Here is a 13,976-nt window from a genome sequence, read left to right as displayed (position 1 = left end):
AGGGCCAACTTGTCTGGTATTGGGAGGCTTTGCTCCCCCACGACTTGGCAATGCTCTAGTCAGATTCTTACCTTGCCGACGTCAGCGCGACGTTCCGGCCTTTCGCCTGTCCAGGAAGCGCGAACGGGCGCCGATGGCGGTCGCACCGTTGACACCCGCCACCCCGGCCGCGACCGGAGTGCGATGCTCCGGCTCCTCGGAAGCCCCAACAGCCGCCTCCGGTACGGCGATTGCCGCGGCCTCGGCGACAGCGGCAGCCCGGCGCCGCCGGTAGCGCGGCGGCACGAAGGCCTCCGCCCAGCGCGGGGCGCGCGGCGTGAACCGCGGCAGCAGAAGCAGGGCGAGCCCGATCGCGCTGAGGATCACCACGCCCAGCACGATCCACATGGACGCGGAGTTCACCGAGAAGGCGAGCGCGCCGAACGCGATCAGCGCGGACCAGAAGTACATGATCAGCACGGCCCGGCTGTGCGAGTGGCCGATCTCCAGCAGCCGGTGGTGCAGGTGCCCGCGGTCGGCCGCGAACGGCGACTGGCCGCGCCAGGTGCGGCGCACGATGGCCAGCACCAGGTCGGCGGCGGGCACCGCGATGATCGTCAGCGGCAGCAGCAGCGGGATGTAGACCGGCACCATCTGGTGCACGGTGTTGCGCTCGGACCCGGCGAACAGGTTCATCACGTCCGGGTCGACCTGGCCCGTGATGGAGATCGCACCCGCGGCCAGCACCAGGCCGATCAGCATCGACCCGGAGTCGCCCATGAAGATCCGCGCGGGGTGCATGTTGTGCGGCAGGAAGCCCAGGCACATGCCCATCAGGATCGCGGCGAACAGGGTGGCCGGAGCGGCGGCTTCGATGCCGTACGAGAACCAGATCCGGTAGGCGTACATGAAGAACGCCGCGGCGGCGATGCACACCATGCCGGAGGCGAGGCCGTCCAGGCCGTCGACGAAGTTGACCGCGTTGATGGTGATGACGACCAGCGCCACCGTGAGCAGGGTGCCCTGCCACTGGGTCAGCGCGACCGTGCCGACGCTCGGGATGGGCAGCCACAGGATCGTCAGACCCTGCATGACCATCACACCCGCGGCGATCATCTGACCGCCCAGCTTGATCAGGGCGTCGATCTCGAACTTGTCGTCCAGGACGCCGATCAGCCAGATCAGCGCCGCTCCGGAGAGCAGCGCGCGCGGTTCGTTGGACTTGTCGAAGACCTCGCTGAGGTTGGTCAGGTGGTCCGCGACCAGCAGGCCCGCGCACAGGCCGAAGAACATGGCGATACCGCCGAGGCGCGGAGTGGGTTCCCGGTGCACGTCACGGGCCCTGATCTCCGGCATGGCTCCGGCCACGATCGCGAACTTCCGTACCGGCCCTGTCAGCAGATACGTCACCGCGGCCGTGATGCAGAGCGTCAGCAGGTATTCACGCACGGGCTTCCCCACAGGTCTCGCTGGCCATCTCAGCCCCACACCCTAGCGACGGACGCATACCAGTGGGGACTTCCGGGTAGCGACGATGGTTGCACGCCTGCCTGTGTGCCCAGGTTGCACACAGTTGATTCGCAGGTTGTCCGCAGGTGCGCCTACCCCCGCTCAGCCGGGATACGGCGGAAATCTACCGGCCAGCTCACGAGCCTCGTCACGCGCCTTCTGCCCCTCGGTCTCCCCCCGCAGCACACCGGCGAACAGGGCGGCGATGTACGCCATCTCCTCCTCCCCCATGCCCTGCGTGGTCACGGCGGCCGTGCCGAGCCTGAGGCCGCGGGCGTCCCCGTGCGGCAGGGCGCAGCAGTCAAGGACCAGTCCGGCCGCCGCCAGCCGGCCGCGGGCGGTGCGGCCGTCGACGCCGAGCGGGGCCGGGTCGGCGGTGATGAGGTGGGTGTCCGTGCCGCCGGTCGTCACGACCAGTCCCTCGGCGGCGAGGCCGGCCGCGAGAACCCTCGCATTGGCGACCACCTGATGGGCGTACGCGGTGAACGCCGCTGTTGCCGCCTCCCCGAACGCGACCGCCTTCGCGGCGATCGTGTGCATCTGCGCGCCGCCCTGTGTGAAGGGGAAGACGGCCCGGTCGACCCGCTCGGCCAGCTCGCTCCCGCACAGGAGCATCCCGCCGCGCGGGCCGCGCAGCACCTTGTGCGTGGTCGCGCAGACGATGTCGGCGTACGGCACCGGGTTGGGCGCCGCTCCCCCGGCCACCAGTCCGATGGGGTGCGCCGCGTCGGCGATCAGATAGGCGCCCACCTCGTCGGCGACCTCGCGGAAGAGGGCGTAGTCGATGTGCCGGGGGTAGGCGATGGAACCGCACACGATCGCCTTGGGCCGGTGGGTGAGGGCCAGCGTCCTGACCTGGTCGTAGTCGATGAGTCCGGTCTCGGCGTCGACGCCGTAGCCGACGAAGTCGAACCAGCGGCCGGAGAAGTTCGCGGGCGAGCCGTGTGTGAGGTGGCCGCCGTACGGGAGGCCGAGGGCGAGGACGGTGTCGCCGGGGCGCAGCAGCGCGGCATACGCGGCCAGCACGGCACTGGACCCCGAGTGGGACTGCACATTGGCGTGCTCGGCGCCGAACAGGGCCTTCGCCCGGTCCACGGCGAGCCGCTCGGCGACGTCGACCATCTCGCAGCCGCCGTGGTGCCGGGCGCCCGGATACCCCTCGGCGTACTTGTTCGCGAGCGGCGACCCGAGCGCGGCCAGCACCGCGGGCGAGGAGAAGTTCTCGGCGGCGATCAGCTGCAACGTCGTCGACTGCCGGTCGAGCTCCCCGAGCAGGATCTCGGCCAGCTCGGGGTCCTGCCGCCGCAGGACGTCGGCGGTCTCTGGGGCATGGGTGACCGACATGGTGGACTCCGGGGCGTCGTATTTTTGGGCGGCTCACCTCCGGGGCGCCCGAGTCGCTCCCCTTCGGCTCACTCGCCGTGGTGACGTACGACCAATGTAGGCCCGGTACCGGTGGGGTGCTCGGTTGTTACGTCCTGGCGGGGACGCCTGTGAGCGCTGTGACCACCGGATCCAGCGCCTGGTGTATCTCGTCGCCGATCGAGCGGAAGAAGGTCAGGGGGGCGCCGTACGGGTCGTAGACCTCGTCCGCCTCCAGGGTCGGGGCCAGCAGCCACCCGCGTAGAGCGGCCGCGGCGCGGACCAGCGCGCGGGCGCGGGCGACCACGCCCTCCTCCAGCGGGGGCAGGGTCGCCGGGTCGATGGCGCGGACCAGGCGGGTGAACTCCTTCAGGGTGAAGGTGCGCAGGCCCGCCGAGTGGCCCATGGAGATGACCTGCTGCCGGTGGTCGCGGGTGGCCGTCAGCACCAGGTCGGCCATGATCACGTGCTCGTCCAGCAGCTCACGCCCGGTGAAGCCGGAGGCTTCCGCGCCGAAGTCGGCCAGCACGGTCTCCGCGTTGGCCTCCATGGGCGCGCCCTCATGACCCCAGGTGCCCGCGCTCTCCACGATCAGCGCACCGCCGAGCACACCGAGCCGCTGGCTCACGTAATGCCGGGTCAGCCGCTCGGTGATGGGCGAGCGGCACACGTTGCCGGTGCTGACGTGGAGGATGCGGAAGCAGTCGCGCGGAAGCCCCACGAACGTCGTCGTGATCTCCGCCGCGCTTTCCCCGTTGCCTATGCCACGCCCCGCGTCAGGGGCTGTCAATTGGCCACCTCGAGGTCTGGTACGACCTTCCGCAGCTCGTCGGGCGAGAGCGCACCCTCGCGCAGCAGCACGGGTACGGGACCCGTGACGTCGACGATCGACGACGGTACGTTGCCCGGCGTCGGGCCGCCGTCGAGGTAGACGGAGACGGAGTCGCCGAGCATCTCCTGGGCGGCGTCACAGTCCTCGGGGGCGGGGTGGCCGGTGAGGTTCGCCGAGGAGACGGCCATGGGACCGACCTCCGTCAGCAGCTCGATCGCCACCGGGTGCAGCGGCATGCGCACGGCGACCGTGCCCCGGGTGTCCCCCAGGTCCCACTGGAGGGACGGCTGGTGCTTGGCGACGAGCGTGAGGGCGCCCGGCCAGAAGGCGTCGACCAGCTCCCAGGCCAGCTCGGAGAAGTCGGTGACGAGACCGTGGAGCGTGTTCGGGGAGCCGATCAGCACAGGGGTGGGCATGTTGCGGCCCCGGCCCTTGGCGTCCAGCAGGTCCGCCACGGCCTCCGAGGAGAACGCGTCCGCGCCGATGCCGTACACCGTGTCGGTCGGGAGGACCACGAGCTCGCCACGGCGGACGGCGGACGCGGCTTCGCGCAGACCCGTCGTACGGTCCGTCGCGTCGTTGGTGTCGTATCGCCGTGCCATGTCTAGCGGGCCTCCTCGTACACGTACTTCCGGGAAACGGTCTGGGGGATGGTCACGGCATCGCCCTGCGGGCGGTCGCGAACCGGGGGCGGTTGTTGAGGTCCGGGTGGTCGGCCGCGTCGGCCCAGCCCCGTTCCTCGGTGAAGATCCACGGCACCTGGCCGCCCTGGGTGTCGGCGTGCTCGATGACGACGACGCCGCCGGGGCGCAGGAGCCGGTGTGCGGTCCGTTCCAGACCGCGGATGAGATCGAGGCCGTCCTCGCCCGAGAACAGGGCGAGTTCGGGGTCGTAGTCCCGCGCCTCGGGAGCGACGTACTCCCATTCCGTGAGCGGGATGTAGGGCGGGTTGGAGATGACCAGGTCGACATGGCCGTCGAGGTCGGGGAAGGCGTCGAGGGCGTTGCCCTGCCGCAGGTCGACCCGCGACCCCTCGACGTTCTTGCGGGTCCACTGGAGCGCTTCCTCGGACAGCTCCACGGCGTGCACGCGCGAGCGGGGCACCTCCTGGGCGAGCGCGAGCGCGATGGCGCCGGAGCCGGTGCACAGGTCGACGATGCGCGGCTCGACGACGTCCATGGCGCGTACGGCGTCTATGGCCCAGCCGACCACGGACTCGGTCTCGGGCCGCGGCACGAAGACGCCCGGCCCGACCTGGAGCTCCAGATACCGGAAGTACGCCCGCCCGGTGATGTGCTGCAACGGCTCGCGCTGCTCGCGCCGGGCGATGACCTCCCAGTAGCGGGCGTCGAAGTCCGAGTCCTTCACGGAGTGCAGCGCGCCCCGCTTCACGCCGTGCACGAACGCGGCGAGCTCCTCCGCGTCGTTGCGCGGCGAGGGCACGCCGGCGTCGGCCAGCCGCTGGGTGGCCTGTGCCACCTCTGCGAGCAGCAGGTTCACGCAAGTCCTCCGAGTCCTACCTGGTCGTAACCGCTGTTATGCGGCTGCCAGCTTCGCCGCCGAGTCCGCGTCGACGCAGGCCTGGATCACCGCGTCGAGGTCGCCGTCCAGGACCTGGTCCAGGTTGTACGCCTTGAAGCCGACACGGTGGTCCGAGATGCGATTCTCCGGGAAGTTGTACGTGCGGATCTTCTCGGAGCGGTCGACGGTGCGGACCTGGCTGCGGCGGGCGTCGGCGGCCTCCCGCTCCGCCTCCTCCTGCGCCGCCGCGAGCAGCCTGGAGCGCAGGATACGCAAGGCCTGCTCCTTGTTCTGCAGCTGGCTCTTCTCGTTCTGGCAGGAGGCGACGACTCCGGTGGGAATGTGCGTGATGCGCACGGCGGAGTCGGTGGTGTTGACGGACTGCCCGCCGGGCCCGGAGGACCGGTAGACGTCGATGCGGAGGTCGTTGGGGTTGATCTCGACGTCGACCTCCTCGGCTTCCGGGGTCACCAGGACGCCCGCGGCCGAGGTGTGGATACGCCCCTGCGACTCGGTGGCCGGCACGCGCTGCACGCGGTGCACGCCACCCTCGTACTTCAGCCGCGCCCAGACGCCCTGCCCCGGCTCGGTGGCGCCCTGGCCGCCCTTGGTCTTCACGGCGACCTGGACGTCCTTGTAGCCGCCCAGCTCGGACTCGGTGGCGTCGATGATCTCGGTCTTCCAGCCGACGCGCTCGGCGTACCGGAGGTACATGCGCAGCAGGTCACCGGCGAACAGCGCGGACTCGTCACCGCCGGCACCGGCCTTGATCTCGAGAATGACGTCCTTGTCGTCACTCGGATCCCGGGGTACGAGCAGCAGCCGCAGCTTCTCCGTCAGCTCCTCGCGCGTCCGCTCCAGTTCCTTGACCTCGGCGGCGAAGTCGGGGTCGTCGGCGGCGAGTTCCTTCGCCGTGTCGATGTCGTCGCCGGTCTGCTTCCAGGAGCGGTACGTGGCGACGATCGGGGTGAGCTCGGCGTAGCGCTTGTTCAGCTTGCGCGCGTTGGCCTGGTCGGCGAAGACCGACGGGTCGGCGAGCTTCTTCTCCAGGTCGGCGTGCTCACCGACGAGTTCCTCGACGGCCTCGAACATCTTGGGCTCCTGAAATGCGAAAAGAGGGGGAAGGCGGACGACCAAAAACGCCGGTCCAGGCACGCCTGTGGAAGGGCGCGGCCGTGGACCGGCGAATTGGGGCCAGCTACTTCTTGGAGCCGGCGGCAGCCTTGCCGAAGCGGGCCTCGAAGCGGGCCACACGGCCACCGGTGTCGAGGATCTTCTGCTTGCCCGTGTAGAACGGGTGGCACTCGGAGCAGACCTCGGCACGGATGGTGCCGCTGGAGATCGTGCTACGGGTGGTGAACGACGCGCCACAGGTGCAGCTGACCTGCGTCTCGACGTACTCGGGGTGGATGTCGCGCTTCAAGGTGTCTCCTAGTTTCGGGAGGGCGCCGGGTCGCCACCGCGGGATGCGGGCGCGTGAACCGGAGCCGACGTACCAGTCTGCCAGGACTGGCGCCATCCCCCAAAACCGGGGGGTGAGGTGATCTATTCCCAGGGATGGGAGCGGGAGGGGCGGGATGGGTTACGTACTGCGGGCGGTGATCGCCGGCACGGACGTGCTGGAGGGCGTCGCGCGGGAACTGCCGGTCGCCCGGTCGGCACCGCTGGGGCAGGGCCTGGCGCTGGTGCCGATGACGGACGCCCTCTTCGACGGGGTCACCGACGCCGGCCCGGAGCGCCCACTGGGCTTCCGGTGGCTGCCGGGCGGCTTCGACCGCCGGCTCGCCCGCTGGTCGGCCGCCGGACCGGTCGCCTTCGTCGAGGCCGAGTACTTCGGAGGTGTCGGCGAACAGCGCGCCACGGTGTGGGGCGACGGCGGGCGCCGGCGAGGACGAGTTCTCGGCCGTGGGGCTGGGCCGGCATCGGTACAACGAGCGGTGGATCCAGTGATCCGGGCGGCTACGACGCCGTCACGACGCCCTTCGCCTCGCCCGTCGCCGTGCCCTTCGTGGCCGTCTTCGGGATCGTCTCGTCGTTCTTCAGGGCGTCCCAGACCTGCTGGGCCTTCGTCTTCTCGACGATCACGCGGTTCGGGTTCGCCGGGTCGTACTCGACCGGCATCGTGATCATCTGCATCTTCGAGGAGCTGATGGACTTCAGGCCGTTGGCGAAGGACATCAGGGAGTTGACCGAGCCGAGGTCGGAGTCGGTGGTGACGGCGCTGGTGGCGGTGTCGGCGAGGTCGTACAGCTTCTTCGGGTTGGTGAACAGACCCATGTGCTTGACCTGGTCGACGAGCGCCTTGATGAAGGCCTGCTGGAGCTGGATGCGGCCGAGGTCGGAGCCGTCGCCGACGCCGTGCCGGGTGCGGACCAGGCCGAGCGCCTGCTTGCCGTTCAGGGTGTGGGTGCCGGCCTTGAGGCTGAGGTGGCTCTGCTTGTCGGTGATGTCCTTGGTCGTGGTGACCTTGACCCCGCCGAGCTCGTCGACGAGCTTCTCGAAGCCGCTGAAGTCGACTTCCAGGTAGTGGTCCATGCGCAGCCCGGTGACGGACTCGACGGTCTTCACGGCGCAGGTGGCACCGCCCGTCGTGTACGCGGTGTTGAACATCACCCCGGACGCGGCGTCGTGGGTGACGCCCTTGTCGTCGGTGCACTCGGGCCGGTCGACGAGGGTGTCCCGCGGGATGGAGACCACGCTGGCCTTCTTGTGGCCCTTGTAGACGTGCACGATCATCGCGGTGTCGGAGCGGGCGCTGCCGTCGTCCGTGCCGCCGCCGAGCTTCTTGTTCGTGCCGGACCGCGAGTCCGAGCCGAGGACCAGGATGTTCTCGGAGCCGTTGTCGACCTTGGTGGGCCGGTCCGTACCGAGGGCGCCGTTGATGTCGACGCTCTTGATGTTGCCGTTGAGCTTGAAGTACAGGTACCCGGCGCCGGTGCCGCCCAGCACGAGAATGCCCGCAGCGGTCCAGGCCATCAGCATCAGGGCCTTGCGGTGCTCGCTGCGCGGCTTGCGGCGGCCCTTGGCGCGGTGGCGCGGGCCCTTGGCGCCGGTCTCGCCCGGTATGCCGGGCTCCGGCGTGCTCTCGGCGGACATGTGCTCCTCGAATCTCGTCCGGTCGGTTACCCCCTGCTTTCAGGGACAGGCCTGAATCGGCGCGAATGACACCGCACCATCGTCACTCCGTCCGGTCAGACGGCGAAACTCGGGAAAGGGTTGCACAACGCTCTGTGCCCGACCCGTGGAGGATCGGGCACAGAGCGTGATGTCCTAAACGGGACGAACCCCGCTCACCTGCGTTTTCAGCCGAAGATGTCGTACTGCTGGAAACCGGTACCGACCGAGACCCTTGTGGCAAAGATCTCGCTGGTGGCCTTACCGGTGCCCTTGTACAGATAGAGCGTGCCGCCGGGCGTACGGGCCAGGAAGTCGGCCTTGCCGTCGCCGTTGACGTCTCCGATCGCGTCGAAGGCGTTGTACGTCGAGTTGCTCCAGGTGCGGACCTTGACCCGGGCGGAGAACGGGCTGGAGGCGCTGCCGGTGCCCTTGTACAGGTAGATCGCGCCGGTGCTCTTGTTGCGGGCGATCAGGTCGGCCTTGCCGTCACCGTTGAAGTCGCCCTTGCCGCGCAGGGTGTTGTACTGGTTCCAGCCCGTGCCCGTACCGATCTGCTTGCGGGCCGCGAAGGTGCCGTTGCCGTTGCCCGGGTAGAGCCACGCCTTGCCCGCGGAGTCCACGGAGACGAGGTCGGGCTTGTAGTCGCCGGTGAGGTCGCCCGGGGTGACGATCCGGGTCCGGGTCGTCCAGCCGCTGAACACCTTGGTCTTGGACCAGGAGCCGCTGGCCGGCACGTAGTGCAGCCAGTACACGTTCCCCGTCGAACTCTCACGCACCACCAGGTCCTGGTAGCCGTCCCGGTTGAGGTCGGTCTGCAGCACGACGTTCACGCCGGAGTACGACCCCAGGGACTGACGGGCTCCGAACGAGGTGCCCTTGGAGTCCTTCTCGTACGCCTCCTTGTCGGAGGAGCTGCGCACGAACAGGTCGGCCTTGCCGTCCGTGTAGCTGAGGTTGGCGTCGTCGACGTTCGCGTAGGCGGCACCGACGTACGTGCTGACCTTGGAGAAGACGCTGTAGTAGCCCTGGGCGACACAGTCCGCGACGCCCCAGGAGACGACACCCACGATCCGGTTGTTCACGACCAGCGGCCCGCCGGAGTCGCCGTTGCAGGCGGCCTTGGTGCCCGTGTCGCTGCCGCTCTGCGTACCGGCGCAGATCATGTGGCCCTTGACGTACTCGGAGCCGTACACACCGGAGCAGGTGGCGTCGGTGTGGATGGTCAGCGTGGCCGACTTCAGGGTGTCGGAGATGTCGTCGCTGGTGGAGCTGGTCCGGCCCCAGCCGTAGATCTTGGCGCTGGTGCCGCCCGTGTACGAGGCGGTGTCGCCGGACGTCGTCATGCGGATCGGCGTCGCCGTGACCGGCGCGGCGAGGGTGAGGACGGCGATGTCGTTGTTGACGGTCGTCGCGCTGTACGAGGGGTGGTTCCACTGCCGCAGGGGCAGCGAGACCGTGCCGCCGTGCAGGTCGGTGTTGCCCGAACTGTCGGTGGTCGGCAGCTGGTTGGTGCCGGTCAGGACGGCGCCGTACGCCTTCCAGTTGTAGCTCGTGCCGTTCTCGTCCTTGACGCAGTGCGCGGCGGTGAGGATCTTCGTCGGCGCGACGACGGTGCCGCCGCAGAAGAAGCCGATGTCGTCGCTGGTGTCGTCGGCGGTGCCGTTGTCGTCGTAGTACCAGAGCTGCGCCATCCAGGGCGCCGTGGTGATGGCGGTGTCGGTGCCGCCGACGACCTTCGGGCTCACGGTGGAGCCGGTGGTGCCGGCGCTGAGCGTCGACTTCTTGGTCGTCGTGTCCCCGGCGGTGCCGTCGGTGGCGAGGGCCCCGGCGATGCGCTCGGTCAGCTCGGCGGTCGACACGGAGCTGGTGGCGGGCTTGGCCGTCGGCGTCGGCACGGACGTCGCGGCGTTGGCCGAGGTGCCAAGCAGCGCGGCGGCGACGGCCGCGGCGGCGCCGGCGGCGGTCAGGGGCAGCGCGAGGCGTATCCGCCGTCTGTGCCGGCCGCCGGTGGACGAGGTTTCGGACAAGGGAGTCCCCTCAGAGGTGCATGAGTCGGAAGGGGTGCATGGTGCACCCACCTCTCTCAGCGCCAAAAGGGCGGCCCCCGTCACTGGTGTGACGGGGGCCGCCCTGCGGAAGGTCCGCGCTCAGTCGCCGTTGCCCGGCGTGGGCGTGGTCTTCTGGATCTGCATCAGGAACTCGACGTTCGACTTGGTCTGCTTCATCTTGTCGAGAAGCAGCTCGATCGCCTGCTGCTGGTCCAGCGCGTGCAGCACACGGCGGAGCTTCCAGACGACCGCCAGCTCCTCGTTGCCGAGGAGGATCTCCTCCTTGCGGGTGCCGGACGCGTCGACGTCCACCGCCGGGAAGATGCGCTTGTCGGCGAGCTTCCGGTCGAGCTTGAGCTCCATGTTGCCGGTGCCCTTGAACTCCTCGAAGATCACCTCGTCCATGCGGGACCCGGTGTCCACCAGCGCGGTGGCGAGGATGGTCAGCGAGCCGCCGTCCTCGATGTTCCGCGCGGCACCGAAGAAGCGCTTCGGCGGGTACAGCGCGGTCGAGTCGACACCACCGGACAGGATGCGGCCGGAGGCGGGCGCCGCCAGGTTGTACGCACGGCCCAGACGCGTGATCGAGTCGAGCAGTACGACGACGTCGTGGCCCAGCTCCACCAGGCGCTTGGCGCGCTCGATGGCGAGCTCGGCGACCGTGGTGTGGTCCTCGGCCGGGCGGTCGAAGGTCGAGGAGATGACCTCGCCCTTCACCGACCGCTGCATGTCGGTGACCTCTTCCGGACGCTCGTCGACCAGGACGACCATCAGGTGGCACTCGGGGTTGTTGTGCGTGATCGCGTTGGCGATCGCCTGCATGATCATGGTCTTGCCGGTCTTCGGCGGGGCCACGATCAGACCGCGCTGGCCCTTACCGATCGGCGACACCAGGTCGATGATGCGCGTGGTGAGGACGCCCGGGTCCGTCTCCAGGCGGAGGCGGTCCTGCGGGTAGAGCGGGGTGAGCTTGTTGAACTCCGGGCGGCCGCGGCCGTGTTCGGGCGCCATGCCGTTGACGGAGTCCAGGCGGACCAGCGCGTTGAACTTCTCGCGCCGCTCGCCTTCCTTGGGCTGGCGGACCGCACCGGTGACGTGGTCGCCCTTGCGCAGGCCGTTCTTGCGGACCTGGGCGAGGGAGACGTACACGTCGTTGGGGCCCGGGAGGTAGCCCGACGTACGGATGAAGGCGTAGTTGTCGAGGATGTCCAGGATGCCCGCGACCGGGATCAGGACGTCGTCCTCGGACAGCTGCGGCTCGGCGCCGCCGATCTCGTCACGCCCGCGACGGCCACGGCGGTCCCGGTAACGGCCCCGGCGGCCACGGCGGCCGCCCTCGAAGTCGTCGTCGTCCTGCGGGCCGTTGTCGCGCTGCTGACGGTCCTGGCGGCCGCCGCCCTGCTGCTGGTTCTGCTGCTGGCGCTGACCGCCCTGGCCCTGCTGGTCGTCGCCCTTGCGACGGTCACCGCGGTCGCCGCGGTCACGCCCGCGGTCGCGGTCCCGGCGGTCGCGGCGGCCCTGCCGGCCGTCGGCGTCACCGGCGTCGCCCTGCGGCTGGCCCTGGGCGGGCGTCTCGGCCTTCGGCTCGCTCTTCGCCTCGGCGACGATCGTCTCGGTGCTCGACGCGGCCGGAGCGCCGGCCTCGGCCGTGGCACGGCGACGGCGGCGCTCGGTGGGGGCGTCGTCGGAGGCGGGCTGGCCGGGAATCTCGATCTGCTGCTGGGCCACGGCCTTCTCGGCGGCGGCCTCGGCCTTGGCGTCCGCCTTCTTCTCGGCGTCCTCGCCGGTACGGGCCTTGGAGGTGGCCCGGCGCTTCGGCTTGGTCTCGGTGGCAGCGTCGGCCTTGGGGGCCGCGGCACCGCCTCCGGCCTGCGCCTCCTTGATGACCTCGATCAGCTGGCTCTTGCGCATCCGCGCGGTGCCCCTGATGCCGAGGCCCGAGGCGACCTGCTGCAGCTCGGCCAGCACCATGCCCTCGAGGCCGGTACCGCGGCGCCGCCGGGAGCCGGCACCGGTGGCAGGCGCGGAGGCGTCCGTGGCGGGCGCGGCAGCGGTCTCCTCGACACGTGCGCCCATCAGATCGGTGGTGTCGCTCACGAAGGGTCCTTCCCTGGAGCGGACGTCGGCCTGTCTGGCTCGGCGACCGGTTGTGCTGTCCGGCTTCGGTCCTTGCTGTGTGGACCGTGCCGGGGCGGTGGTCCGCCCATGGAGGCGGAGGAAATATCTGGGATGGCGCTTGCCGAGACCTGGGCCGTGGCACCGGGTGTCAGTGTCACGTGGCTCGGTAGCACCGATTCCGGAGCGTGCCCGGCAAGTCGCTCAGCGCCCGCGTACGAGGTACTGCCCGCGTACGTCGTACGGAACACAGTGCGGCTTGGGAGGCTCCCGGAAGAATGTCTGTCCCGGACGGGGACAACAAGCACCTCGCCATGGTGGGGTCGGGTGCAGACTTGAGGTTAACACTACCGGATCCAACAAACATTCCCCCTCTCGAAATCCGGCAAGCGCCGGTTTCAGATGTCTCAGACGTCATTGGCCGCCGCTAGCGGCAGCACGATCGCTCCCTGTGCGTCGAGGTCCAGCCGGTTGGCCGCCCAGCCCTCGCCTGCCAGGTGGGACACCTTGTCGGCGCTGTCGGCGTCGGCCAGCGCCAGCACGGTGGGTCCCGCGCCGGAGATGACTGCCGGGACTCCGTCGGCCCGCAGCCGCTCCACCAGCGCGGCGCTCTCCGGCATGGCCGGCGCGCGGTACTCCTGGTGGAGACGGTCCTCGGTGGCGGGCAGCAGCAGCTCGGGGCGCCTGGTCAGGGCCTCGACGAGCAGCGCGGCACGGCCCGCGTTGGTGGCGGCGTCGACGTGCGGCACGGTGCGCGGCAGCAGGCCGCGCGCGGTCTCGGTGAGGACCGGCTTCCCGGGCACGAAAACCACCGGAACGATGGAATCGGCGGCATCCATCCTGATCGCGCGGGCGGCGCCCGCCTCCATCCAGGAGAGGGTGAAGCCGCCGAGCAGACAGGCCGCCACGTTGTCGGGGTGGCCCTCGATCTCGGTCGCGAGCTCGAGCAGGGCGGTGTCGTCGAGCCTTGACTCGCCGCCTATGGTCACGGCTCGCGCGGCGACGATGCCGGCGCAGATCGCGGCGGAGGAGGAGCCCAGGCCGCGGCCGTGCGGGATGCGGTTGGCGCACACGATCTCGAGGCCGCGCGGCTGCCCGCCGAGCAGGTCGAAGGCGGTGCGCAGGGAGCGTACGAGGAGGTGGTTCTCGTCACGCGGCAGCGTCTCGCTGCCCTCGCCCGCGATGTCGATGTGCAGCCCGGAGTCGGCCACCCGGACGACCACGTCGTCGTAGAGCCCCAGCGACAGGCCGAGGGCGTCGAAGCCCGGGCCGAGGTTGGCGCTGGTGGCGGGGACGCGCACCCTGACGGCGGCGGCGCGGAACGCTGGACCGGCCATCGCTCGATGACTCTCCTTGAGCTGCGTGATTGTCGAAGACATTCGATGACGTACGAAGACCCTGCGGGCCGCGGAGACGGCGCGGCACCCGTCATACGCGGAGGCATATGCAGCGGGCGGGTTCGGTACAGCCTATCGAAGGAAGGTTCTGTGGCG

Annotated in this window: 11 protein-coding genes; all 11 read right to left on the bottom strand. The window is 70.0% G+C overall.

Annotation, left to right across the window (positions count from 1 at the left end; genetic code table 11):
• Nucleotides 1-81: 81 nt before the first annotated feature.
• Complete coding sequence (locus ABZ848_RS37600) at nt 82-1,428, bottom strand: MraY family glycosyltransferase (protein WP_360839266.1); 1,347 nt, start codon at nt 1,426-1,428, stop codon at nt 82-84.
• A gap of 162 nt (nt 1,429-1,590) precedes the next feature.
• Nucleotides 1,591-2,832 (bottom strand): serine hydroxymethyltransferase, encoded by a 1,242-nt coding sequence (glyA, locus tag ABZ848_RS37595; protein WP_360839264.1) that lies wholly within the window; start codon nt 2,830-2,832, stop codon nt 1,591-1,593.
• A gap of 127 nt (nt 2,833-2,959) precedes the next feature.
• Nucleotides 2,960-3,640 (bottom strand): protein-tyrosine-phosphatase, encoded by a 681-nt coding sequence (locus ABZ848_RS37590; RefSeq protein ID WP_360839262.1) that lies wholly within the window; start codon nt 3,638-3,640, stop codon nt 2,960-2,962.
• Entirely contained in the window at nt 3,637-4,284 is a 648-nt protein-coding gene (locus tag ABZ848_RS37585; RefSeq protein ID WP_242766302.1) for an L-threonylcarbamoyladenylate synthase, read from the bottom strand. The genes ABZ848_RS37590 and ABZ848_RS37585 overlap by 4 nt, the downstream gene beginning before the upstream one ends.
• A gap of 52 nt (nt 4,285-4,336) precedes the next feature.
• A complete protein-coding gene (prmC, locus tag ABZ848_RS37580) occupies nt 4,337-5,182 on the bottom strand; it encodes a peptide chain release factor N(5)-glutamine methyltransferase (RefSeq protein WP_360839261.1) in 846 nt (281 codons plus the stop codon).
• A 36-nt stretch (nt 5,183-5,218) separates the two neighbouring features.
• Nucleotides 5,219-6,295, bottom strand: coding sequence for a peptide chain release factor 1 (gene prfA, locus ABZ848_RS37575; protein ID WP_360839259.1), 1,077 nt, complete (start codon nt 6,293-6,295; stop codon nt 5,219-5,221).
• A 106-nt stretch (nt 6,296-6,401) separates the two neighbouring features.
• Nucleotides 6,402-6,626, bottom strand: coding sequence for a 50S ribosomal protein L31 (gene rpmE / locus ABZ848_RS37570; RefSeq protein WP_019753312.1), 225 nt, complete (start codon nt 6,624-6,626; stop codon nt 6,402-6,404).
• 536 nt (nt 6,627-7,162) lie between these two features.
• Complete coding sequence (locus ABZ848_RS37565; protein ID WP_360839257.1) at nt 7,163-8,299, bottom strand: LCP family protein; 1,137 nt, start codon at nt 8,297-8,299, stop codon at nt 7,163-7,165.
• Between the two features lie 206 nt (nt 8,300-8,505).
• Nucleotides 8,506-10,305, bottom strand: coding sequence for a trypsin-like serine protease (locus ABZ848_RS37560; RefSeq protein WP_360839398.1), 1,800 nt, complete (start codon nt 10,303-10,305; stop codon nt 8,506-8,508).
• 162 nt (nt 10,306-10,467) lie between these two features.
• Nucleotides 10,468-12,465, bottom strand: a complete 1,998-nt coding sequence (rho, locus tag ABZ848_RS37555) for a transcription termination factor Rho (RefSeq protein WP_360839255.1) — start codon at nt 12,463-12,465, stop codon at nt 10,468-10,470.
• A gap of 425 nt (nt 12,466-12,890) precedes the next feature.
• Nucleotides 12,891-13,820 (bottom strand): homoserine kinase, encoded by a 930-nt coding sequence (thrB, locus tag ABZ848_RS37550; RefSeq protein WP_360839253.1) that lies wholly within the window; start codon nt 13,818-13,820, stop codon nt 12,891-12,893.
• Nucleotides 13,821-13,976: the final 156 nt, after the last annotated feature.

The sequence above is a fragment of the Streptomyces sp. NPDC047081 genome (genome assembly GCF_040643775.1).
Taxonomy (GTDB): Bacteria; Actinomycetota; Actinomycetes; order Streptomycetales; family Streptomycetaceae; genus Streptomyces.
This window is presented reverse-complemented; position numbering and strand designations above follow the sequence as displayed.

Coding starts and splice junctions, on each gene's coding strand:
- ABZ848_RS37585 (WP_242766302.1), bottom strand. CDS start 4,284: ATGGCACGGCGATACGACACCAACGACGCGACGGACCGTACGACGGGT.
- glyA (WP_360839264.1), bottom strand. CDS start 2,832: ATGTCGGTCACCCATGCCCCAGAGACCGCCGACGTCCTGCGGCGGCAG.
- ABZ848_RS37565 (WP_360839257.1), bottom strand. CDS start 8,299: ATGTCCGCCGAGAGCACGCCGGAGCCCGGCATACCGGGCGAGACCGGC.
- prfA (WP_360839259.1), bottom strand. CDS start 6,295: ATGTTCGAGGCCGTCGAGGAACTCGTCGGTGAGCACGCCGACCTGGAG.
- thrB (WP_360839253.1), bottom strand. CDS start 13,820: ATGGCCGGTCCAGCGTTCCGCGCCGCCGCCGTCAGGGTGCGCGTCCCC.